Consider the following 24,036-nt stretch of genomic DNA (forward strand, 5'->3'; position numbering starts at 1 on the left):
TCACGCTACCACAGGCATCGACTTTTAGTAAATGCTTATTTTGCATATTAGTCAATAAGTGTTACCTTTAGCAAACCACGGATCGTTTGCCCCTGACAGCAGACACAACAACAATAAGGGATTCGATATGAGCATCGACGCAGGCACACAGCCCGGCGACTATAGCGGCGACTACCGCCCGGACTTCACACTGACAGACCTCGATCACGCCACTCTGGCCTGGTACGGCCGTGAGGTGATGCTGGCCAATCACATCCACGATCGTGCGATCATGCCGCAGCTGGCGCTGAACCATGGCATGGCCGCACAAACCCGCGCTGCCTGTGACGAATGGATGGGCGCCAGCCCCATTTACAATTACCGCAACCGGGCGCTGCTTAATATCGGGGGCGACGATATCGAAACCATCTTTAAAGCATTTCAGCTGGATATCGGTGCGCCCCACACCTTTTTACAGTTTCACTGGGATCTGCAATCGCCCTCTGAAGGTCAGTTCTGGCTTACCCATTGCGGCGCCTATAACCATGTACGGCGGATCACCAATGCCGACCCCACCTCTGAGACCCAGATCTGCCACCATATGGAAGACCCAACCTTTGACGCGACTGTTATGGCAGTCAACCAGCGGGCTCGCTGCCGGCCAGTATTCCGACCGCCCCACGGCACCGTACCCGCTGAAGGGCCCTGCCGCTGGCGTGTATTTCTCGGAGATGAGCTGATATTGACCGAAAGCAGTGAAGTGCTGCCCCTAGTGAAACAGTCCCGGGCCGCCAACTTCGCCTTCGCTGCCATTGAGCCAGGTAACGACGGGCTTGCGGACTATGCTGGGCCCTTCAACCGCGCTTTTACACTGGAGATGCTGTCCCATCCTGTGCTGGCACGTCAGTGCAAAGAGTTTTCGCTGGATGTTCACCTGCTGCAGCGAGCCTGCTACACCTCGGTGATGCGCGACCACGGCGCGGAGTCAGCGTGGGAAATGACTGCTGAACAATGGCGCGCTATGGCACCAGTTTATGTCCATAGACTGCGCAACGCACTGGGCATTCGTGGTGATGGGATGGATGCCATCCTGAAACTTCTGCAGACCGACCCCTACCTGCCGCCGGAATACCTGAAAACGGGTACCGCGAAAATCAGTGATAGCCACGGACGATTCTGGATTGAAGATTGCGAGGCTCTGCAAGACGAACCGCTCGGCGTGGTCGGCCTACTCTTTAAAAAACCAGACATTGGCATTTCTGCACCGCTTGCCGCAGCCAACCCGCAGGCGCGGTGTCAACTGACCAACGATTGTCCCGAAGCTAAAGGCAAAGCGGTCATCGCGTGGGATATCGTGATTGACGACTCACATACCGCACCGGCGCCCTCAGATTACACAGCGCTGGTCGCGGGTGAGGATATGTGGGATCACGACGCCAGTCGGCACCAGTATGCCTATTAGATAAGAAACTTCTGGTCTTGATGCAACGGCTAACGCTGTTGCATCAACCGATCGATAAAGCTGTTGCTCAATACACGGTGCGGGTCGAGTGTATCCAATCGACTAATGGCCTTGTTCCAACTTGCCTTACGAGGGCGACCGTAGGAATGGCTGCCGGGAATCGTGCGCTCTATGTAATTGGCGTCATTCCAAGTGGCACTCGGCGAATAAGCCCATCCTTTAGACCACTCTGGACGCACCATTGCTTCGTCGGCATTAAAGTGACTGTGCAACCAATTTTCCATTTCGGTATTAAAGGCTTCGGACTGTTCGGTACCGACAAAACTCAGACAATCAAACCACACCGCCACATCCCACTCCGGGTGATCTTCAACCGGGCGCACCGCTGACAGCGCTGGCATATTCGCTCCGGCTACAGCATCAACCTCGGCGGGCGTATCCAAACCCGTCACCCGAATCTCTACCGGCATATTGATGGGGTATTCCCCCCGCGCCTCGTAACTGGCCACCAGTGCTTTGAATTTCTCAGTGAATTCATGAATCACCCGCTGCACATTGTTGCGCCGGGTGAGCACGGCATAGCCACTGGCTTCGATACGCAGTGTGCTGGGCTTGATGTACAGCAGCACATTCTTGGAATTACCCCAAATATCTGCCGTTTGGGTAGCCGCCAGACCCGCCACCGTCACGTTATACATCATCTGACCAAACAGGGGTGTAGACGCCTTATTCCCCCGCGTCAGCGAACGCGCCATTTCTTCAATTTCGGCAGGCATATTGTCGGAAAAGGAATAGTTATAGGGCTCATGTACCTCCCGCGACATCAACGGTTTGGTCGGCGCTACGCTCCACACCTTCAGCCACGGTTTATCGGTAAACGGAAACCAGATCACCTCCATTCGCCCGGCGCTGTCGAGATAGTGCTCGACGGTGCGCCCCGATGTGCCGGGAGGCCCCAACAATTCGTCAATGTGAATATCGGTATAGCTGCGGCAACGCAACTTCTGGTTGGCGCCAACTTGCAAGACCGCTTCGACCACTAACGATCGGCCGAGATGAGCCAGCAACACCTCAGCTTCCCTGTCGCGCCGATCAATGGTCTGCAGCGTGTAAGCGTTAGCCTTTTTGTCCCAGGCCACTACCGTAAGTTCCAGCACAAGATTTGAGAGAGAGCCGTAGCTATGGCCTGGCTGACGCTGTTCCCCTTTAGCTGGCACCGCAGTTCCGTGCGCATCAACAGCCAGTACACCCCCCACCGTAACATCACCCGGTGCCGGTACGGCGGTCATACCCAAGCCGTGCTCTTCTATAAAGTCGAGCAGGTCTTCCATATACACACCGGCCTGAGCGCGCACCGCTGGGGTTGCCCAGCCGGTTTCCACGGCGATATCAGCCAGAAAGTCCGTGGTATTGAGCAGCACGATATTATCGTGACAGTCTGTGTCTGCGGTGACGTGAATAGGCGACCAGTTGTGCATCGCGCCACGCGGTCGCACCTGCCAGCCATTAGCAGCGGCCCAGTTCACCACATCCACACATTGCTGAGCCGAACGCGGCGCGCAGGTCCAGAGACCATCGATGACAATTCCTTTCGACCAGTTTTCGAAGGCCTGTAAATAGACCGGCGTATCAGCGGGAAAATTAGGTGGCGGTGTACAGCCCTGAGCTTCAGCAGGAGATAGCCGGAACACCGGTGTCCAGGCGACTGCAGACAGTACAGCGGAATTTTTCAGAAAACGACGACGAGACAATTCAGGCGCAGCCTGACCATTGCGCAGAAACTTCATGCGGCGGATTTCCCCTTTTCCTTATCGTTATTATTGTTTAACCCTGGCCTTTGCTGGCGGGCAAAACCAAAGGCGCCCTCTGACGACACCTGTATAACCCTGTTGGCGGGTTGTATTAATTTTTATATCTTTCCAAGTCTACATCAACAAATTTATCGAGTTGAAGCCTAAGGCCGCGCGGAACATAGCCTTTGTAGAACAGATATTTCTTAGCCATAGCGCCTAGTGTGTAGCCGCCTTCGGTCTGACCATTTTTATCGATCAGCATCCAATCCTCAAGATCATGCAGCGGCATTTCAGCGCGGGGATCTGCGGGGCTAACCTTTTTGCCGGGCTCGCTGGGTAGCGACACCTGCAGCGTATTGCCATTAATTCTATGCACCACGGCCCACACATGTTCGCTGTAGCCATCACCGGTTTCCAATGCAAACCGGGCTTTGGCTTCTTTTTGTGTGTATTTCACACCGTCTCGGAATCGTTCGATTTCGGCACGTGCCAGCGCTACCGCCTCAAGCATGTCAGGTTCGTTGGCTTCAAGATAAATTGGCGCATAGCGTGTTGGCATCATGCGCTCCCAGCCGTTGTAGGTAACGCAGATACCCAGCAGCAGGTAACCCACAGAACTGATGGTATTAAGCCACCATACGCCATAGCAGCCAGCACCAATCAGCAGCACGCCAAAAACAAAGATCAGACCTCCCAGCAATCGGCCCTGCAGCTCGCTATTCATCGCGTTGTAACTGTGCTCCCAGTATGGCCCGTCGGATATAGGCTAATAACCACCTTGCATGTCACTGATTGTAGCAACAATTTTATTCCTGCGTCGCCTTTTAACGGGACTGCATCACAGCCGCACAAGTTTTGCGCCTAGTTTGTGGTGACTGAGCGAAAAGAAGCAGCGCGTTCCCACATACGCAAATAGGCCTCCGCTGAGCGGAAAAATACATCGAGCGCCTGCGTCGTAGGCCGACAGGCAAGGCTCGTACTGTCGGCATTGGCTTTCGCCTGATCGACAGCATTGCAATGTCCGAACTGCTGAGCGTCAGCAATATAGTCCGGATACAGGCCGTAGTGAGCCACGCCGCGCTCGGCGTAAAGGTCGAACACCCGATCACCCGTGACCTGACGCTTGAAACGCACTCGACCATCATAGGACAAAAAGCCCTGCTCGTAGTCAATCTCACCGTCGGTCACCGACGCATTAGTGCGCGGATCTTTTGGTAGATTGGCGATACCGTTTACATCAGACGCGATGCCACCGCCAAAAAAAGGCTGGTTATCATAGCGAGCGGCCATGCCAGTGAGTCGCTCCAGCCAGTTGTTGCGACCATCGCGGGCAAAGCGGCCAATAAACCCACCATCCCGACCAATGCGATTCAACAGCGCCTGAGAATCGGTCCAATCGTGAGAACTGATTACCGGGAACACGCGGTTCTGGGCATCCTTGTATTGAGCCAGATGGTTCATCGCCGTTTCCGACGCGCGACGGCTTATGTGATCCAGATCGATCATCATGCCGCGCTCTACCAGTCTATCGAGCAGAAATTCACCCAGCGGCGTGAGACCGCGGATATTACACAGGTGATCCGTGCCCGTGCGTGGATCGAAGGACTGCCCAGATGGCGGCAACTGATTGACCAGATACTCAAAGTTTGCGAGCAGGTAGTCGACAATACCCACCGGTGGGAAATTTCGCGGATCATTCGCATTTTCTTCGAGACCGGTAGAATCCGGATCGCTATCATCCCCACACGCCTCCACCTCCAGTGGATGACCGGTTTCAGCCTGGTTGCCCACCGACAGAATCGGCCCTAACGCAAAGCCAGAGTGCGGCAAGTGTCCGCCAAAGGCATTGTCAAACTTGTGAACTGGAAAGATCAATCGAACGCCAAGATCGTAAACCTCGTCCAGTCTTTCCTCTATTTGCGCGCGGGTGCACTCCGCCTCATCCATAAACTCGCCGCAATTTAGCACCTTGGAAACTTCAATACCCAGCACCACCGCCATCTTGCCGGCGTCAATAACCTGCCGGGCTTCAGCCGGAGACCCAACAACACGAAACCAGCCCTTACCAGGACCGCCGGATTGCATATCGATGTAATCCTGAAGCTCGTAGGTTCGCTGCGCTTGCAGCCGGGTGTCAGCCATAACGTCGCAATCGTTTTTCTTTTGCGGCACGATCTGACACAACAGTTCGTTATGGGTAATCAGGTTGACCATGATTTTCTGGCCACTGAGAAAAGCGCGCTCCATCCAGCGATAATAAGTTTGATGATGCTGCAACGAATTGCTGCGAGGCCAGTCGTTATAGCTTGGCCAGCCCACGGTCTCATGACCGTTGAAATCATCGGATGTAGCCATCTCCACCGTTCCTGTGGAGCCATTGGGGCCGTGATTGACCTGGCAATTACCAAGCGCGTGATCGACGCCAAATTTGTGGTGCGTTGACCCGTAGTTGATACGCCCGCCAATAAACTCGTAAGCGGTAATATGGGCGTGATCATCTACCCAGCCATAGACATCCTGCTTATTATCTTCGTCCCAGTAGATACGCGGGGCTACGTTGGGATCTACCCGCTCAGCATTCAATTGCGCTTCTGGATACGTGGCGCAGGAGGCCAGACGCTCCAGCTCAAAGCGGTGTCCGCTATCTGCCGATTGCGCCAGACCCAGCGCGCCGTCTTCAGTCACTACAAGATACTGCCCGGTAACGGCTGAGCGCAGCGTGAAAAGCTTGCTGTCCGCAGCCACCTGACTCAACTCCCATACCGCCAGATCACTGGCTTCATCGACCGTCCCCAGTGCAGGACTGCTGTTACCTACCTGCGCTAATCCATCTTCCAGTTGGGTGCCCAGCGAATCCAACCCGTCACCCAGTACACTACTGTTTTCATTGATCTGATCGGCGCCATCATTATTCGCCGAATCCGAATTGATAATCTTTGCAGCATCAGTGGCAAAATCAGACATATCTCCCACACCGGCAATCACCTCGCCCGGCTGACCGATAAAGTTGCCCTCAAAATCCAGAAACCGGCGATTGGGATCACTGATACCCAGCAAGGTTTTGCTACCGGGATCCACGTTGGTCACCTTGCCACGGATTTCCGGCGCAGCCTGTCGTCGATAATCGGACAACAGCAGATAATTAACTGCAGCGGTGGCTGATTCTGTCGCCGCACGATAGGTGCCTGTCGGCTTTAGGTAGAAGGAATAGGACTGGGGATCAGTGTCTGCCAGGATAAGACTGGCGCGGTAGCCGCCATCGACCTGTTGCAGATAGCGGTTGTCTTCGGTCTTGAACGCAATACAGCGGTTTGCCGCTGTATAGGCCGTCAGCGCAACCTTCGGCGCGGGTATCGTCGGCTGAGGTTTTGGCGCAGGGACATCATTTACAGGCGGCGCGGCCGCTGGTGGGGCTGCTGCGTTGCGGCGGGAAGAACTACCGTCGTTGCAGGCGCCCAACACCAACAGCGTCGATACCAGTAAACATTCGAGAATACGGTGGTGAGACATAAGCCACTCACAATAATTATTATACGTTGGGCTAGTATCTCATGCTGACGGCGAATACATGAATAACAAAACCGGCCCAATTTAGGCCGGTTTACAGTCAAGCGTTTTCGGCTGTCAGGATGGTTTTCGTAACAAATTGAGAATACTGGAAAAATCCTTCTGGCCATTGCCGGCAAGGCCATGCGCGGTATACAGGCTACGTGCCATCGAGCCCAGCGGCACCGAGCTTTTACTGGTGATACTGTTTTCCATGGCCAGGCCCAAATCTTTGATCATCAGATCCACCATAAAGCCCGGCTGATAGCCTTTGCTGGCAGCCGAATTTTCCTGCACACCAGGATAAGGGTTGTAGACTTCCAGCGACCAATTGCGACCTGAGCTGGCCAGCATGATCTCTGACAACACTTTCGGGTCCAGGCCATTATTAGCACCTAACTGCAGCGCCTCGGCGGTGCCGATCATATGAATGGCCAGCAACATGTTGTTACACATCTTAGCCACTTGTCCGGCGCCGTGATCACCGGCGTGAAAAATGTTCTTGCCCATGCCTGACAATATGGCTTTTGCGCGCTCAAAATCTTCAGCGCTGCCACCGCACATAAAGCTCAACGTGCCTGCCTGGGCTGCGGCCACGCCGCCAGAGACTGGCGCGTCCATCACACCTACGCCCAGCGCTTTGCCCGCAGCTGCCAGTTCGCGAGCACTCTCTGCATCAATCGTCGAACAGTCCAGTACCAGAGTGCCCTTAGGCAGCTGGTTAAGAATTCCACTCGTCTCATCCAGGTAGACCGACAACACGTGCTGGCCAGCTGGCAGCATGGAAATCACCGCATCGACATCAGCTATAGCTGCGGCCGCAGAATCTGCAGTACTGACACCTTCTGCCTTGACTGCGGCTAAGGCTGCTTCGGACAAATCAAAAGCCGTCACGCTGTGGCCTGCTTTGGCGAGATTGATCGCCATCGGACCACCCATATTTCCCAGACCAATAAATGCAACCTTGCTCATGCTAAGCCCCTTTTAATTGTGCGATGTCCGCCAGCGGGTTTTCCGACCACGGCGGTGTGAAAAATCCCTGAACCAATTGCTCAGGCACATCGTTGACCGTGGGATACAGCCACTGCGGGTTTTTGTCCTTATCGATCAGCAGGGCTCGAACACCTTCCGCAAATTCCGGGTGACGCACCACGTTGGTGGACAGCATCAATTCAAACTGAAACACCTCTTCCAATGACAGGCTGCCGCCTTGGGTCAGCTGGTTCCAGATACTGTGCGCCGCAACCGGAGAGCCGTGAGCGAGACTGGCTTGCGCCTTCTGCAGCCATTTGTCATCGGATTCAATAGCCAGAATCTGGTTAACCACAGTCTGCAAATCGCTGCCCGCGCATATCTCGTCAATCAATGAGCGATGCTCTGCCAAGGCACTGGCAAGCTCACCACCATCGGCCAACTGGGCCTTCGCTGGCGCCAATGACCTGAGCGTTTCACTCAGCAGTTCGTGATTGGCCTTGTCATTGCTCTGCCAGCCCAGCCCTTTGAGTGCATCAAACAACTCTGCTTTGCGATCGCGCAGCGCGAAATACGTTGCCATGCCAGCGTATAGCGTATCTGCCGCATTGATCGAAGCGGCCGTCAAAGCAACGAATAAGCCCGTTTTACCCGGCATACGATTGAGAAACCATGTTCCACCCACATCCGGGTAGAGAGCGATAGTAATCTCTGGCATGGCGATGCGGGTTTTGTCCGTAACGATTGCGTGGCTACAACCCATAAACAGGCCGAGCCCGCCGCCCATCACAATACCATCGCCCCAGCAGATGACAGGTTTGGGATACACGTGCAGCAGGTAATCCAAGCGGTATTCTCGTTCAAAAAACGTTTCCGCTTCGGTGCAGGGGCCGCCAGGCGTCTTTGTCGCCGAGCGATACAGTTCCTGAACATCGCCCCCGGCACAAAAGGCTTTTTCGCCCGCGCCCTGCAACCAGACTGCGGCGATTCGCTGATCGTGCTGCCAGTCCTGCAATTGCGCCAACATTAAATCTACCATCGGCAATGTCAGGGAATTCAGTGTTTTTTCAACACTGAGAGTGATAACCCCTATGGCTTTGCCATTGGCTGCGTCAACTTCTTCAAAGATAACCGGCCCCAGCTCAGGCATTTTTCCACTCCGGTTCGCGTTTTTCCAGGAACGCCTGCACGCCCTCAACCTGATCCTGTGTATCAAACAGATCAACAAATAGTTCCCGCTCATGCGGTAATTGCGGGTTCATGGCACGTTCGCGAGCACCGCGAATGAGTTTTTTACACGCGGTGACACTCGACGGGCTCTGTTTCGCCACCTGATGAGCCAGTTCAACTGCACGTTTGAGTGACTCACCACGCGGCACGACTTCTTGGGCAAGCCCAATCTTTTCGGCAGTGGCGGCAGTGATGCGTTCATTGCACAAAATCATTTTGCTGGCCCAGGCCTCGCCGACCAACCAACTCAAGCGCTGCGTACCACCGGCACAAGGCAACAAACCTACACGGGCTTCCGGCAGAGCCATTTGCGCCTGCTCTTCCACCACGCGAATATCACAAGCCAACGCAAACTCCAGACCGCCGCCCATGGCGTAGCCATTAACGGCGGCTATCGCCACACCGCGAAAATCTGCCAACGACTCAAAGGCTTCACCAAATGCGTCAGCCATTCTGCGGGCATTGTCTTTGTCGCCATCGGCAAACATTTTGAGGTCAGCGCCGGCACTGAAAAACTTGTCCCCCGCACCGGTCACCACCAGCGCGTAGATGTTTTTATCTGCGTTCAAACCTTCTACAATTTTCTTCAAACCCGGCAGGCTATCGCCATCCCAGGTATTCGCGGCCGGGTTGTCGATGGTGATGATCGCGACATGACCGTCGCGTTCAAGCTTCAGCTTGGGTGTCGGGCTGGTTACTGTCATGGTATTTGTCATCTCAGTATCTCCGTCATACCTTCAATCAGAATACGGCGCGACAGAATCACGCGCATAATTTCGTTAGTGCCTTCCAGAATCTGATGTACCCGGCTATCACGCAAAAAACGCTCTACCGGATATTCTCGAATATAGCCATAACCGCCGTGCAGTTGCAGGGCTTCATTGCAAACCTGAAAACCGACATCAGTGGCAAAACGTTTTGCCATCGCACAATAAGCGGTCTTCTCCGGGTGACTTGTATCAAGCTTGAACGCCGCCAGACGAACCATCTGACGCGCGGCAATCAATTCGGTTTGCATGTCGGCGAGTTTGAACTGGGTATTCTGAAAATCTGCTATACGTTGACCAAACTGCTGCCGCTCCGACACGTGAGACACTGCAAACTGCAAGCAGGCTTGCGCGGCCCCAATCGAACAGGTTGCAATGTTGATGCGTCCGCCGTCTAGCCCTTCCATGGCGATAGCAAACCCTTGCCCTTCATCACCGAGACGATTGGCAACCGGCACTTCCACTTCATCAAAATTAATCGCCCGAGTCGGCTGGCTGTTCCAACCCATTTTTTCTTCTTTTTTGCCGTAGCTGATACCCGAAGCATCTGCCGGAACGACAAAGGCGCTGATACCCTTCGGGCCATCGCCGCCTGTGCGGGCCATCACCACCAGCACATCGGAATCACCGGCACCGGAAATAAACGCTTTGCTTCCGGTTAGCCGGTAAACCTCGCCATCACGCACAGCACGAGTTTTCAGATTGCCGGCATCGGAACCTGCATTTGGCTCCGTCAGGCAATAAGAGGCCAGCTGTTCACCGGCGGTCAGGCCCGGGCAAAAAGCACGGCGTACCTCTTCCGAGCCATAACGCGCCACCATACTCAGCGCCATATTATGAATACTGATATAGGCAGCTGTGGACGGGCAGGCTGCTGCCAGCTCCTCCAAGATCAGCGCCGAATCCAGACGCGGCAGATCAATACCACCTTCCGATTCGGGTGTATACAGCCCCATAAAACCCAATTCCCCCGCCTGACGTAGCACGTCTTTCGGGAAAAACTGGGTGGCATCCCACTGAGCAGCATCGGGCGCCATGACATCCTGGGCGAACTGTCGCGCTGTATCCTGAAAGGCGCGCTGATCTTCATTCAGTTCGAAATCCATGATGTTCTCCCTACTTAAGGGCGATGGTCATATTGGGCTGATCACCAGCCGCCTCATCCACCGGCCAGCGCGCTGTAATGGTTTTGGTTTCTGTGTAGAAACGCACCGCTTGTTTGCCATAGGCGTGCAGGTCACCCATAAAGGAGGCCTTCCAACCGGTAAATGAGAAAAACGGCAGTGGCACTGGAATCGGAATATTGATACCCACCTGACCTACTTCAATTTCATGCTGTTAGCGCCGCGCGGCAGCACCGGACTTGGTGAAAATGGAGGTGCCATTACCAAACGGGCAGGCGTTGATTAACTCAATGGCCTCACCCAGGGTTTTAACATGCATACAAACCAGCACCGGACCAAAAATCTCTTCTCTATAAATGGTCATATCGGTGGTCACATCGGTGAAGATGGTCGGGCCGACCCAGTTTCCGTCAGGATAACCTTCAACGGTGCAGTCGCGACCGTCTAACAAACAGGTGGCGCCCTCTTCAATGCCCTTGCCGATATAAGCTTTAACGCGGTCGGTAGCCGCTTTGCTGACCAGCGGGCCGTAACCGGCGCTGCCGTCGTTCCAGTAACCGGGCTGTACTTTGGCAAGTTTTTCTTTCAGCTCATCCACCCAGTTGATGCTGTCACCAACAAATACCGCGACACTAATCGCCATACAGCGCTGACCCGCGGCGCCCACTGATGCACCCACCAGATTGTTTACCACGGTGTTCTTATCTGCGTCTGGCATGATAACCATATGGTTTTTGGCACCCGCAAAGCACTGCACACGTTTAAGGTGGTGGGTACCGGTGCGATAGATATGCTCGCCCACCGGTACCGAACCGACAAACGAAATAGCTTTGGTCACTGGGTGGGTAAGCAGCTGGTCTACCTGATCCTTGCCACCATGCACCATCTGCACCACACCATCGGGGCAGCCCGCCTCTTTGAAGAGTTCCAGCAGGCGCACCGCCGTCATCGGCACCTGCTCTGAGGGCTTGAGCACGAAAGTATTGCCACAAGCAACCGCCAGCGGGAACATCCACAGCGGGATCATGGCCGGAAAATTAAACGGGGTAATGCCGACACACACACCCAGCGACTGCACGTTGCTGTAGGTATCTACACCGTTGGCTACATTCTCTACGGTTTCGCCCATCAGCAGTGACGGCACATTGCAGGCGTGTTCAACCACTTCAATGCCGCGCCATACATCACCCTTGGCATCCTCAAAGGTTTTGCCGTTATCTTCCGCCAGAATTTCGGCAAGCTCGTCATGATGCTCTTTAAGCAAGGCCTGATAGCGCAGCATCAAACGGGCGCGCTCTGGCACGGGCACATTGCGCCAGGTTTTGAACGCCTCTGCCGCTCCTTGAATGGCCTGCTCAACTTCGTCCTGGGTGGCGAACGGTACGTCGGCCAATACACCCTGCGTGGCCGGGTTGATAACCGGGAGAGACTGAGCCGACTTGCTGTCGACAAACTGGCCATTGATCAATAGCGGTACGCGCTTGTTCATTGCATCACCTGTGCTGGATTGAGAAATAATTCTTGGTTATGGAAGCTTTAAGACTATACCCGCGCGCCAAAAGCAGCAGTATTGACGAAATTTCGATAAAAATGGACTATATTGCGGTAACACTCACCGTAAAGCTGCTACCAAATCACCCATGAGTCAACCCTCACATTGGCCGCTACCCCAGGACGGCATCCGTTTTGTCACCCCGGGTTTCTTGCTGGAAGCCCTACACAGCAGCCCGCTGGCCCGCGATTGCTACCCCTCGGCGATGGGCTACTACCCGCAGGCACACGACCACAGCATGGGCCGCGACCGGCATGACGACAACCTGCTGATCTTCTGCATTGACGGCGAGGGGTGGCTTGATGCTCAGGGCAAAACACAGTGCGTGCAGTCCGGTGACCTGCTGATCATTCCCGCCAATACCCCCCACTACTATCAAGCCAGCCGTGAAGACCCGTGGACGATTTACTGGTGTCACTTCGCGGGTGAACAAGCTGAGCATTATGTGAGGCTGATTATCGGCAACGGCGAACAGTTGTTGTTGCCCACCACCCAGCGCCTGAAACTGGTTCGCGATTTTCAGAGCCTGCTCAGTGTGCGCGAAACCGGCTACCGAGAGCTGCCGTTTATTCATGCCGCCAACCTACTCAAGCAGATGCTGAGTTATATCGCCCTGCAGAACCGATCCACCCAACACAACACGGCTACCGGTTTTAACCTGCGTGAAATCGAAGATAATATGCGCGCCAACCTGGACAAGCCTCTGACGTTGGATGAACTGGCGGAAAGCTGCAACCTTTCCAAATACCACTTTTCCACCAAGTACAAAGAAGCAACCGGCTACTCACCGATCAAGCATTTCTTGCACATGAAGATTGAAGCTGCCTGCCAACTGCTCGATACCACAGACCTGCGCATCAGCGCAGTGAGCGCAGCAGTGGGCTATGACGATCCGCTGTATTTTTCGCGGCTTTTTAAGAAAGTGACAGGATTATCGCCGAGAGATTATCGGGCGTCGCATACAAAGTAATGCTCACTCTCAGAAAAGTTGCGGCCGCACACACGCCGGTGACAATGGCGACAGCTTCCTGCTTTCAAAACATAGGGCGAACTTCGCTTTCTGGACTTCAGTAATTTTTTCACACAGATAATTTTTTCTAACTACCACCAATATCAAATCAGAGCCACCATCCCCCAATCGCCAGCCATGGCGTAGCTATTTGGCTGTGGGAACCGCGAAATGTTCTTCAAACTGGAGCAGTATGCTGTGCATATTTACTGTACCAAGTGTCTTTGCCAACGTAATGTTGCGGCCCAGCGCACTCGAGACCTGAGCGAGTGCCTGCTTTTTTAACAGGAAAGGACCTTCAAAATGATCAAGAAATTTGCGAAAGCCCTGTCATTGACCGCCATGATGGTACTTCCACTGACCACGCTTATCGGTTGCGACCGCGACGAAGGCGGTATGGAAGAGATCGGAGAAAATATGGATGAAGCAGCAACCGATTTTGCCAACGCCGTGGAGGACACCTGCGAGGACGCCAAGGAAAGCGCGAACGCCGAAAATACTAACTGCTAAACGCTTTTGTACCAGGGGATGCCACGGCGGCATCCCCCGCCTCCATGAAAGTAATGTCGTAGACTAATCCATCGCATAGCACTGTCAGGTGAGCTGAGCGACCCCACCCCAAAGCATGCCGGCAAACAGCAAAATTGCCACCATCGCCACAAGCCCGTCATTCGCAATCATGCTCAGTGACAGCAGCACCAGTAATGCGCCCGCAGCACTGGACAGGAAGGGCACAATTTCCAGCGGGGGAACAGAGATTGCGATCAACATGCAGGTCAACGTGAGTAACATGGTGCCTGCGTTACCGGTCAACAGGGTAAATCTAGGTTTGAGAAACCTATCGATAAAGCGTGCAACCGGATACATCCAATGCAACATCAAATCGAATTTTTTGCGAGGAACTACCCGACCTTCAATAAAATCAGGCAGCCAAAAATAGTTTCGTCCAATTAACATCTGCCCAGCAATAAGCATAACGAGCAAGGCGGCGACGGTAGGCAAGCCAGGAATCCCACTCAGGGGTGAAAACATAATCAGCCCCGCGAGCAGCAAAGCGGGTGCAAACGAGCGCGAACCTGCCGCTTGAAGCATCGTTCGAACTGAGACCTTATCATCGTCTTCAACACCCTCCGCCAGTAGATCTAACATCTGTTCAAGGTTGGCAGGTTGCTCGGTGTTTTCCATATACGCTCCCTACGGCGACAGAACACTAACTTACTGTGTGAACTCTAGCGTGCAAACAGCACCGAGGTCGAGAGCGAAGATCACACTGTTTTAGCAGTAGTTTCGGCAATATTTTGCCGAACGTCACAACGGCTTGGACAACAGCGCGCAAAGTCCTGTTCAATGAAATCAAGCGCCGCATATATGGCGTGACGACTAACTGTTGCCAATCAGAAACGCTTTGTAAGCGTGTGACAACGATGGAGGTCTACATGGACTCACAAGCCAATAGCCAGCAGAGATCTGACGACATTAATTACGACACACTGAAAAACGACATTCATCAACTACGTGACGACTTTTCGAAACTCACACACAACCTCTTCGACAAACAGCGCGGTCAGGTAAGTCAACTGCGTGACGAATGGTCGCAGCGCGCAAAATCTATCGGAGATAAAACGATCAAAGACACCCAACGCCAGATTAAAGAACGTCCCCTGACGACGCTACTCGCAATCTTTCTGGCCGGGCTATTCCTTGGAAAACTTCTGAACCAGTCGCCGGCGGAGTAAAACGGTGAAAGAAGTTGCCGGACGACTGCTTCTGGGGCTCGCCGCCACTGTGGCGGCGCTCGCCCTGGTTATTATTCTGATTGCCTTTTCTATTGGTTATCTGCTCGACAGTTTGGCGGTGGTATTGAGCCCGCTGATGGGCCAAGCCAGTGCGCTGGCCGTGACAGGGCTGCTGTGTGCTCTGCTATTGCTAGTGACACTTCGCGCGCTAACGCGGATATCAAACTCCGAAAAACGAGCGTCGGCGCAGCCCCACAGCCACCATGCGGCGCTGCTGGACAGCTCGCGAGAACTGATACAAAAGTATCCGATGGAGTCTGCTGCAATAGCACTAATAGCCGGCGTTGCCGCAGAAACGCCCGAAACGCGTGAACTACTGAAAACCACTGTCAAAGCGTGGCTGGAAACACAATCAACGGCATAGGCCACACCCCGTTGTCAGAAGTCGAGCGGGGTCGCGATATGACGCTCAAACATGAGATCGCGGTGCCCCCTGAGGCGTTCATCATAGGCCCGGGCAATCGCTGCTGGGGGGTGCGAAAAGCCAAGGCGCATTCCCTTCGGCATGGGAATCAACTCATGGGGCAATGGATCAATCATTACCCCCAGAAAAATTGCGGCGTAGAAGTCTAGCGCCGTAAGCTGCTCCCCGAAAAAGTACGGTGCGTGATCGCGCAAACGCGCGCTGAGAAGCTCCAGTATTTCGACCGTACGTGCTTCGGAGGCCAGTACCGCAGCTTCGCTGTAGCCGTATTTATCACCCAATCGTTGCAGAACCGGGTTCGCTCCAGGCCCACCCGACAACGCAATGGATTGCAGGCGTCTATTCCAGCCTACCCCCCTTTCACCGGCGATCTCGCGCAATAGACCAAAATGCAATACCCGCTCCACCGGATCTCTTGGTATCAACGGCTCATCGGGCACAAGATCCTCTGCCAGCAGAAGCATACTTTCCCAAGATATATGCAGGCGATCTTCGGCATCAACAATGACGGGCGCGCTGGTCTGACCGGTCCATTCACGCAAATCGTCATTGTCGCCTCCCACTTCCTGCAATACCGGGAGGTAATCGATATGTTTGTACGCCAGAACCGCCTTTATTGCCTCCCCCCAGACACCCGGTGTACCTGCACACAACACTAGCCGTAAAGCCTTGCGCGTGCGCGCCTGTGTAACACTGATATACTCCATACTCACTCCTGCCAATAACAGATTCTATAACCGGATGACTACAAGCAAAAACAAGCTGACTCTGCCCACAGCCCTTTTACCGTTAGTGTTTTTGCTACTGCTTCTTGCCGTGAATGTCGCCGTGTTTGGTGATGCCGCCATCGAAGGGCCAAATCAATTTGCGCTGCTTTTGGCCGGCGCTCTTGTAGCCATTATCGCGTTGAAACATGGTAGCCGCTGGCCGCATTTGCAGGCGGAAATGCTAAAAGTTATGCAGATAGCCATTGCCCCGATTCTCATGTTGTTGTTGATCGGCGCCCTATCGAGCACCTGGATGATGAGCGGCATTGTTCCCACGCTGATCACCTATGGACTGACGCTGGCTGATCCCGCGTGGTTCTATGCGGCAACTGCAGTGGTCTGCGCCATTGTTTCCACCGCTGTTGGTAGCTCCTGGACGACCGCAGCCACGATCGGCATCGCCATGATGGCAACGGGCGAAGGCCTGGGTATGAGCCTGCCTGTCACCGCCGGCGCCGTTATTTCCGGCGCCTATTTTGGCGATAAGCTGTCGCCGCTTTCCGACACCACAAACCTTGCCTCAGGCGTCTGCGGCGTTGATCTGTTCAGCCACGTACGCTATCTCTTTATCACAACACTGCCTTCATTTCTGATCGCATTGCTGCTCTTTCTTATTCTAGGTGTAACACACCGCGCCACAGGCCAGATCACCCAATCGGCTGAGATGATTCAAGCGATTCACAACAGTGTCAACGTGTCTGGCTGGCTCTTGTTAGTACCTGCGCTGGTAATCATTCTTATTATTCGCAAGGTGCCTGCACTGCCACTGATGCTGTTGGCAACGCTGGCTGGCAGTCTGTTCGCTTTCGCCTTCCAGACGGAACTCGTTTATCAGATCGGCGGCGCCACTGACTGGACCGGCCTCTATCGTGGACTACTGCTTCCCATTGTCGGTGAAACCCAGATTGAAACCGGCCACCCCTTCACCGACGATTTACTGTCGACCTCTGGCATGGCCGGCATGCTCAATACCATCTGGTTGATTCTGTGCGCGGTTGTTTTTGGCGGTTTAATGGAAGGGTCAGGCTGCCTGGCTCGTATTCTCGAAGGTCTCAATACGTTGATCCGAGGCCGCACTTCGCTGGTAGCTACCACCAGCGGCACCTGTGGCATATTGAATATCACCGCATCGGAACAGTACCTGACATTACTTATTGCCGGGCGCATGTATCCGGAACTCTACGCACGCTATGACCTTTCTGCGCGCAATCTTAGCCGCACACTGGAAGACAGCGGCACTGTCACCTCTGTACTAGTACCCTGGAATACTTGCGGCGCCTATCATGCGACGGTACTGGGACTCGGAACGCTGACCTACCTGCCCTTTTGCTTTTTTAATCTGATCAGCCCACTGATGACCATACTGGTGATGCGCATGGGCTGGCGAGTAGAACACCTCACGCCAGAAGCCCAGCGTGTGCCGGTTCAACCTAACCACTAACATTACATTTGAGCTGCTATAACTCACCTGCGCGGGCAATCAACGCGTAGTACATCTTCACGGCTTCGGCGTAACTGGCCACAGATACCCGTTCATCTGTACCGTGTATGCCTTCAAGCTCTTTTTTGCCTACCTCCACGCCCATAAAGCGAAAGCTGTTTTTCGCCACCTGGTTGAAGTGTCGGGCATCAGTTGCAGCTACCACCAATCGCGGTGCCACCAAAGTCTCGGGACTAACCTGCTTCACGACATCACTTAAGACCTGAAAGCCGACACTTTCCGTATCAGCCACGGGTGAGGGGTTACTGCCAAAGCCACCGTAGTGCGAAACCTGAATACTGGGGTCGTCAACAACAGCCGTTACATAGTCGATTACTGATTCGACCGTATCACCAGGCAGGATGCGAAAGTTCACCACAGCAGACGCCTTGATTGGGAGCACGTTGTCACGCACGCTGCCATCGAGCATGGTTACTGCCGTTGTGGTGCGAATGCTGGCGTTAGTTGCCGGATCACTTTCCAATACACCGGTCAAAACAGGGGAGAATAGCCAGGCATTGGCAAACAGCAGCCGCTGCAGAAAAGGTTGTTCAGCACCGAGGAAACGCATGAAGTCGATGGTGTAACTGAGATCAACCGGAAATGGACTTTGCTCCAGTCGGTGTACAGCTCGTGCTATAGTTCCTGCCGCCGTTTGCATCGGAGGCATTGAGGAGTGCCCACCGGTACCGCGCGCACTGAGCTGGAGGCTCACATAGCCCTTCTCACCGGGGCCAATCAGAGCAACCCGCTTGTCGACGCCAGGAATCATTCCCTTGGCAATCACACCGCCCTCATCAAGCAGAAAATCAACGGTGATATTGCGTTCTTGCAAGGCGGTGGCTATCGCACGGGCACCCAATCCACCCACTTCCTCATCATGACCGAACGCCAGATAGATAGTGCGCGGCGGAACAAAGCCTTCTTGCAGGTGGCGCTCTACTGCCTCAAGAATGCCCAACACGCCAGCCTTATCATCAATTGCACCGCGTCCCCAGATATAGCCGTCGGCCACGGTGCCAGCAAAAGGCGGATAACTCCACTCGTCTTCGGTACCGGGAATAACCGGCACGACATCCTGGTGAGCCATCAGCAATATCGGGTTGCGGGTTTCATCCGCGCCTTGCCAGCGAAACAGCAGGGTCGCCTTCTCAAACACCTCGTAAGGAATCTCGGCAAAGGTTTTGGGGAAACGTTGTTTTAGATAACGCTGAAGGTCAAAGAAAGGTTCGTAATCAAATTCAGCGATATCCCCCGTAGAGATACTCGGATAGGTCAACGCGGTGGCAAGCCCTTGAGCAAGTTCCTGCTCGTTCCATTCGCCTAACGCAATCGGCGCGATATCGTCGCTCGCCGGCGGCGCAAAACCGAGCGTACGCACGATCAGCACGGCCGCCAGTAAAATCACGCCTACCAGAACAATCTTGATAATTCTCATGTGGGTTTTACTCTTTCCTTGCTGAGTATCCGAGTATTGCGTGGATGCAATCACGTGCGTTGCAAACCAGATCGGCCGACTTAAAACCTATAGCTAAACTCCAGGCCCGCCTGGCGCGGCGTACCGGGCACGCGATTGGCTACCCCGATAACGCTCGTGACTGCGATACCGCCGACAAAGTAAGGCTCATTTTTCAGATTATCGACAAAAGCCGTAACCGAGAGCTGATCATTCACCTCCCACGCCAGGCGCGCGTTATACAGTTCGTACTGGCTGATCACCGAACTGTCGTAGTCACCGCTGAGGTAATCCGTACCGATAAAAATTTCATCGGAATAGTAGTATTGCAGTTGCGGTGAGATAACACCGAAGTCTGAATACCAATCGTAGCGCAACACCAGACCACGCACATTTTGCGGCACCTGCGGAAACGCTTCGCCGCTGCGATCTACGATCGCAAAACCGTCAGCAGTATTCGTTCCCAAGCTGTATTCAATTAAGTCACCGTCGGTATAACCGGCGTTGGCGTTAATAGTGAAATCCCCGATCAAAGCCGTCAGTTCCAGTTCAAAACCGTCAACCACCGCTTCACCGGCGTTACCTGTAAACTGTATGACTTCCGTCGCGGTAGCACCGCGCTCGTATAGCGCTACCTGCAGGTCGGTATAGTCCATTTGAAAAACAGCCACGTTGAAGCGCACTCGGCTATCCAGCGCATCGAGCTTAAAACCCAGCTCCTTGCTGGTGACCAGCTCGGGCTCAAACTGTTGGATGTTAGCGCTCGTCTGGGTATTACGAATATCCAAGCCACCGGATTTGAAGCCCTTTGACACCGTGGCGTACACAATAAAGTTATCTAGGCGCAGAGCCTCTAGGGTGTCGTCGGTAGCCAGATAAGTTAGTGTCAGGTTTGGCGTGACTTCGGAAAAGCGGGTGTCGCCCACCAGCGGGTCGGCAAAGTCGAGCGGCACTTGTGGCGCCTGATAAGCAAAATACTGCTGCAACGATACTGGCGAATAGATCCCATCTTGATAATGTACAACTGGTTGCACAATAAATGGGTTACTGCCTATTTGTGCATTGAGGCGGTTGGCGTATTCCTGATAATCCGGTGTGATTTGGGTGTGAACACTGCTGCGCTTTTCTTCGGTGTAACGCACGCCCAGCGTCAGCTGCAGCCACTGCGCCATATCCCAACTTGCCTGCGCAAAAACCGCGCTGGTTTCGTTTTCGTAATCGGCATTTTGAGCCGCATTGGCCTGAACAGGCAGCACCGCATTATTTGGTAGCGCAATTCCCAGATCCACCGCCGCATCTGGTCCTACCGCTACCAGGCCATTATCCCCCACATCGGTTCCATCGAACGCGTTGTCGAGAGTTTCACGGGCAAAGAACGCGCCGAAGGTGTAGTTGAGCGTCTCATTCCAGGCACTGCCATTAAATTTCAATTCCTGAGTGAACTGGGTTCGCTCTTGATCGGGGGCACTGAGTCCGGCCCCGGCGAATACCTGATTACCGGCATCGGGCCCCACCGCAACAATATGAAGGGCGGTACCGTCAGAGTCACCGCTGATCGCTATATTGTCCTGCAAGGCGTAGCTGCTGATGCTTTCCACATCCATACCCCACATCGGCCAACGCAGCGTAAGCGCCATCATATGATTATCAATAGCGTAGCGCGCATCTTCGTCGTTTTGAGATACCTCAAAATTGTCAGCTAGGGCTGAACTGCGATCGCAGGCCTGTTTAAAATTGCTGCCATTGGGGTCGCGGTAAATGCCTTTGGTAAGAATGGCGCCGCTATTCTGGAATTGACAGTTGTAGGGAGAGCCGCGCTCGTCGATGCGGCTAAGGAAACCAAATAGATCGACCTCGAGTGACTCTGTTGCGTACCAAAGCATTCGCCCGGAAACCGCCATCCGATCCTGATCGAACAGCCCGTTACCCGCATTCACATTCTCTATCGAGCCATCGCTGCGCTTGCTATTGATGGCCAATCGTAGCGCCAGATCGTCAGTGACAGGCAAGTTGGAACTCAGTTTGGCATCTTTGCGTCCGTGGGTTCCCAGCGTCACCTTGGCGGCCAGTTCAAACTCATCTGAGTGGGGTTTTTTTGAATCCACCAGAATGGCGCCACCAATATTGTTTTTACCAAACAGGGTGCCCTGAGGGCCACGCAGTACCTGAATGTTTTCCACATCCACCGCATCCAGCAGTTGGGCATCAGAGCGCGGGACGTATACACCGTTCAAGTACATGCCCACCCCAGGATCCAGCACCGGGTTGCCACTGCGCTGACCGATACCGCGAATAAAAATGGCGGGCGCTTTGTAGTTAGTCTGGGAGAATTGCAGGCTCGGCGCCAAGGTTTCCACGTCTTCTATGTCACTGATTCCAAGTCGATCCAACGTATCGGCTCCCACTGCGGATACCGCAATGGGCGTGTCCTGCAGGTTTTCGGCCCGGCGTCGGGCCGTGACCACCACCTCTTCCAGCACCCCACGCCCCTCGGCGGCGACGGCTGGTGAACTCACAACGCCCGGAACAAGTGCGGCGACAACTGCCACGAAAACAGAAACATAGCGATAAAACATAAGAAGCCTGACGAATTTGTTTTTGGTGAACACATTATCCCGGTTTTGCTGGGCGACACCAGTCTTTCCCTTTTAGCAAAACCATACAGGTATATGCATCTTATTGTTTTTATTGAAATAATAAAAATCATTGACCCAAAAGAACATCAAACGAACTCAAAATGCCATAGCGAAAAGTACCTACAATAGGTTAAAATTCAACCACGTTTTGCGCATTATTTGTTCTCTCCCAACGAGTCAAAGATTCCAGAGCCCCAAATTCCATCGCAATCTGCGACCTTAAGCACGAGTTATTAGCTGCATGATTCAAGATACTGTCCTCCCCGCCGCCCGCCTTTTCGCTCTGGCCGACAATGGCATTGTGCCGCTTGCCGCCGGCCGGCACCTTCGCTTAGCACTGAAACGTTATCTTGTGCCCACCAATACCTTTGCTTTGAGCGCGAATATATCTGAACACGAAATGCAGCATGCGCTGGAAAGCCGGCGGCTCACTGGGCCAGCGCTGGAGTGGTATCAGCGCATGAGACACTACGAGCACGAAGTTACCGTCAATATTGACGCGAATATCAAGCTTTACGGCGAAGCTACCCGACCTCGGTTTTTATCGGATCGTCATATGGCGATTTACAGCCCAAATGATTGGGCAATTCTGCCGTCGGCCCGCATTGCCTGCGGTATCAGCGCCTGGGTTTCTACGCATTTTGTCGACGACAGCGGTGAGAAAGTAAAAATCCACGACTTTAACCAAGTTCGCTATACCCAGTGGCTGGACCAGCACGCGCTCGATCACGACGATTCTGCCTTGGAATTCTGGCTGGCCAAGCAGGCCTGACAGGCGTCAGTCTCGGCGATACTGGTAATATTCCACAGTTTAGGTACATCCACGTAAATGCCTAAGGCGCCGAACTTGGTATAAAGCGCGTTAACACAGAGGAGCGTGGAGAAGGCAGGTGGGAAACAGCGGTCAACGGCTGAAAGTCCTGGTGGCAGACGACAGTCAGGGAGACGCATTTATTATCGCCCGAGCCTTGTCCGAGTTCGACAGCCGCTGTGACGTGCGCACTGTTGGCGACGGAGAAGCCTTACTACGTGTCCTAAAGCTACGCCCGGGTAACACTGATATTTTACAGGGCAAGCTTCCCGATATCATTTTCATCGATCTGTATATGCCAAAAATCTATGGTATGCAGGCATTGCAGGAGATCAAACAGGCCCCGCACCTCACACAGATTCCCTGCGTCGTGATGTCGGCCTTCAGTACCGATAGCGATCGCCAGGAAGCAGAACGCCTGGGTGCGGCGGCATTGATTCAAAAGCCGGAGTCGTTGAAAGAATTCCGTTCAGCCATTACCGAAATCGAACATATCATCAACAGCACCACTCGTCGCCACACCTCGTCCTAATTCCTCCGGTTGAACGCAACCTCTGGTGTTCCGCCACAAGGCCATTAATAATGGCGCCATGAGCACAGAACAACCCTTGCAAAAAATGGATACCCGCAGCCGGATATTGGCAATCGCGTTAAAGCATTTTGCGCGCAATGGCTACGCAGGCACCCGACTCGACGATATTGCCAACGACGTAGGCATTCGCCGACCGTCTCTGTTTCACCATTTCAAAGACAAGGCGACGCTGTACAAAGCCGTTTGGAAGTACACCATCGATGAGCAGGACGCGAAGCTGGCGCCTTACTTTGATCAAGCAGACACCAGCCCAACCGAATTGCTTAACTTGGCCACCGATGCCTGGGTGGAGTACGCCTTCAGCAATCCGGATTTTATTTATCTGTCGCTCCACGCCGCGGTGTCCGGCCGAGCGAGTGACCACCCCCAATTAGCATCCACACTGACACTGGAGCGCTGGCAACAGTTGATTGAACGCGGCGTTAACGAGGGTGTTTTCAACACAGTGCCATTTGTGGAGTGCATGTCTTTATTGGCGGGCATGACCAGCTTTTATCTAACCACCCCCAACAACGCCCTGCCGCAATTAACAGATTCATACAGTGGCGACCGGGTGCTGTTTGCAAATCGGCTGAAACTGCTGATGTCTAATCTGTTAATCAAGCCGCAGGCTGAGAACATTCTGCCTTTTCGTCGATAG

At 53.9% G+C, this 24,036-nt stretch carries 20 protein-coding genes and 1 pseudogene; 9 read left to right on the top strand and 12 right to left on the bottom strand.

The window, feature by feature from the left end:
• Positions 1–127 precede the first annotated feature (127 nt).
• Positions 128–1,441: a hypothetical protein gene (locus tag AC222A_RS08105; RefSeq protein ID WP_486774838.1), complete on the top strand. Its 1,314-nt coding sequence runs from the start codon at positions 128–130 to the stop codon at positions 1,439–1,441.
• A 29-nt stretch (positions 1,442–1,470) separates the two neighbouring features.
• Here AC222A_RS08105 and AC222A_RS08110 read toward each other — a convergent pair whose 3' ends face one another.
• From AC222A_RS08110 to AC222A_RS08145, 8 genes and pseudogenes are all read right to left on the bottom strand, one after another.
• On the bottom strand, positions 1,471–3,228 hold the full coding sequence (locus AC222A_RS08110; protein ID WP_486774839.1) for a cholesterol oxidase substrate-binding domain-containing protein: 1,758 nt from the start codon (positions 3,226–3,228) through the stop codon (positions 1,471–1,473).
• 115 nt (positions 3,229–3,343) lie between these two features.
• Entirely contained in the window at positions 3,344–3,958 is a 615-nt protein-coding gene (locus tag AC222A_RS08115; protein ID WP_372747965.1) for a DUF2314 domain-containing protein, read from the bottom strand.
• Positions 3,959–4,095: 137 nt separating this feature from the next.
• On the bottom strand, positions 4,096–6,744 hold the full coding sequence (locus AC222A_RS08120; protein WP_486774840.1) for a hypothetical protein: 2,649 nt from the start codon (positions 6,742–6,744) through the stop codon (positions 4,096–4,098).
• 114 nt (positions 6,745–6,858) lie between these two features.
• Complete coding sequence (gene mmsB, locus AC222A_RS08125; protein WP_372750085.1) at positions 6,859–7,752, bottom strand: 3-hydroxyisobutyrate dehydrogenase; 894 nt, start codon at positions 7,750–7,752, stop codon at positions 6,859–6,861.
• Between the two features lies 1 nt (position 7,753).
• Positions 7,754–8,902: an enoyl-CoA hydratase/isomerase family protein gene (locus AC222A_RS08130; protein WP_372750086.1), complete on the bottom strand. Its 1,149-nt coding sequence runs from the start codon at positions 8,900–8,902 to the stop codon at positions 7,754–7,756.
• The gene (locus tag AC222A_RS08135; RefSeq protein WP_372758133.1) at positions 8,895–9,698 is read right to left on the bottom strand and encodes an enoyl-CoA hydratase; all 804 of its coding nucleotides are present in this window, start codon (positions 9,696–9,698) and stop codon (positions 8,895–8,897) included. The genes AC222A_RS08130 and AC222A_RS08135 overlap by 8 nt, the downstream gene beginning before the upstream one ends.
• Complete coding sequence (locus AC222A_RS08140) at positions 9,695–10,855, bottom strand: acyl-CoA dehydrogenase family protein (RefSeq protein WP_486774841.1); 1,161 nt, start codon at positions 10,853–10,855, stop codon at positions 9,695–9,697. The genes AC222A_RS08135 and AC222A_RS08140 overlap by 4 nt, the downstream gene beginning before the upstream one ends.
• Positions 10,856–10,865: 10 nt before the next feature.
• Positions 10,866–12,362 (bottom strand): annotated as a pseudogene (locus AC222A_RS08145) (CoA-acylating methylmalonate-semialdehyde dehydrogenase).
• Positions 12,363–12,513: 151 nt separating this feature from the next.
• Between AC222A_RS08145 and AC222A_RS08150 the strand changes: the two are divergent.
• Together AC222A_RS08150 and AC222A_RS08155 are read left to right on the top strand one after the other, a co-directional pair.
• Positions 12,514–13,395, top strand: coding sequence for an AraC family transcriptional regulator (locus tag AC222A_RS08150; protein WP_372749861.1), 882 nt, complete (start codon positions 12,514–12,516; stop codon positions 13,393–13,395).
• Positions 13,396–13,737: 342 nt separating this feature from the next.
• Positions 13,738–13,944 carry a hypothetical protein gene (locus AC222A_RS08155; RefSeq protein ID WP_372749862.1) on the top strand — a complete coding sequence of 69 codons (207 nt, stop codon included), beginning with the start codon at positions 13,738–13,740 and terminating at the stop codon, positions 13,942–13,944.
• An 84-nt stretch (positions 13,945–14,028) separates the two neighbouring features.
• Here AC222A_RS08155 and AC222A_RS08160 read toward each other — a convergent pair whose 3' ends face one another.
• Positions 14,029–14,619, bottom strand: coding sequence for an exopolysaccharide biosynthesis protein (locus AC222A_RS08160; RefSeq protein ID WP_372758569.1), 591 nt, complete (start codon positions 14,617–14,619; stop codon positions 14,029–14,031).
• A gap of 251 nt (positions 14,620–14,870) precedes the next feature.
• On the opposite strand from AC222A_RS08160, the gene AC222A_RS08165 reads away from it, so the two are divergent.
• Both AC222A_RS08165 and AC222A_RS08170 read left to right on the top strand, forming a co-directional pair.
• Positions 14,871–15,170, top strand: coding sequence for a hypothetical protein (locus AC222A_RS08165; RefSeq protein ID WP_372750412.1), 300 nt, complete (start codon positions 14,871–14,873; stop codon positions 15,168–15,170).
• 4 nt (positions 15,171–15,174) lie between these two features.
• Positions 15,175–15,594, top strand: a complete 420-nt coding sequence (locus tag AC222A_RS08170; protein WP_372765593.1) for a hypothetical protein — start codon at positions 15,175–15,177, stop codon at positions 15,592–15,594.
• 14 nt (positions 15,595–15,608) lie between these two features.
• On the opposite strand, the gene AC222A_RS08175 is transcribed toward AC222A_RS08170, so the two are convergent.
• A complete protein-coding gene (locus AC222A_RS08175) occupies positions 15,609–16,361 on the bottom strand; it encodes a glutathione S-transferase family protein (RefSeq protein WP_486774842.1) in 753 nt (250 codons plus the stop codon).
• 34 nt (positions 16,362–16,395) lie between these two features.
• Between AC222A_RS08175 and nhaC the strand changes: the two genes are divergently transcribed.
• Positions 16,396–17,862 carry a Na+/H+ antiporter NhaC gene (gene nhaC / locus AC222A_RS08180; RefSeq protein WP_372758566.1) on the top strand — a complete coding sequence of 489 codons (1,467 nt, stop codon included), beginning with the start codon at positions 16,396–16,398 and terminating at the stop codon, positions 17,860–17,862.
• Between the two features lie 16 nt (positions 17,863–17,878).
• Here the strand turns inward: nhaC and AC222A_RS08185 are convergent, their stop codons facing one another.
• Both AC222A_RS08185 and AC222A_RS08190 read right to left on the bottom strand, forming a co-directional pair.
• Positions 17,879–19,339: a M20 family peptidase gene (locus AC222A_RS08185; RefSeq protein ID WP_486774843.1), complete on the bottom strand. Its 1,461-nt coding sequence runs from the start codon at positions 19,337–19,339 to the stop codon at positions 17,879–17,881.
• 80 nt (positions 19,340–19,419) lie between these two features.
• Positions 19,420–21,873, bottom strand: coding sequence for a TonB-dependent receptor (locus AC222A_RS08190; RefSeq protein WP_372749865.1), 2,454 nt, complete (start codon positions 21,871–21,873; stop codon positions 19,420–19,422).
• A 361-nt stretch (positions 21,874–22,234) separates the two neighbouring features.
• On the opposite strand from AC222A_RS08190, the gene AC222A_RS08195 reads away from it, so the two are divergent.
• From AC222A_RS08195 to AC222A_RS08205, 3 genes are all read left to right on the top strand, one after another.
• A complete protein-coding gene (locus tag AC222A_RS08195) occupies positions 22,235–22,765 on the top strand; it encodes a hypothetical protein (RefSeq protein ID WP_372758963.1) in 531 nt (176 codons plus the stop codon).
• A gap of 118 nt (positions 22,766–22,883) precedes the next feature.
• Entirely contained in the window at positions 22,884–23,336 is a 453-nt protein-coding gene (locus AC222A_RS08200) for a response regulator (RefSeq protein ID WP_372796973.1), read from the top strand.
• A gap of 58 nt (positions 23,337–23,394) precedes the next feature.
• The gene (locus AC222A_RS08205) at positions 23,395–24,036 is read left to right on the top strand and encodes a TetR/AcrR family transcriptional regulator (protein WP_372796975.1); all 642 of its coding nucleotides are present in this window, start codon (positions 23,395–23,397) and stop codon (positions 24,034–24,036) included.

The organism is Litorivivens sp. (assembly GCF_057445395.1).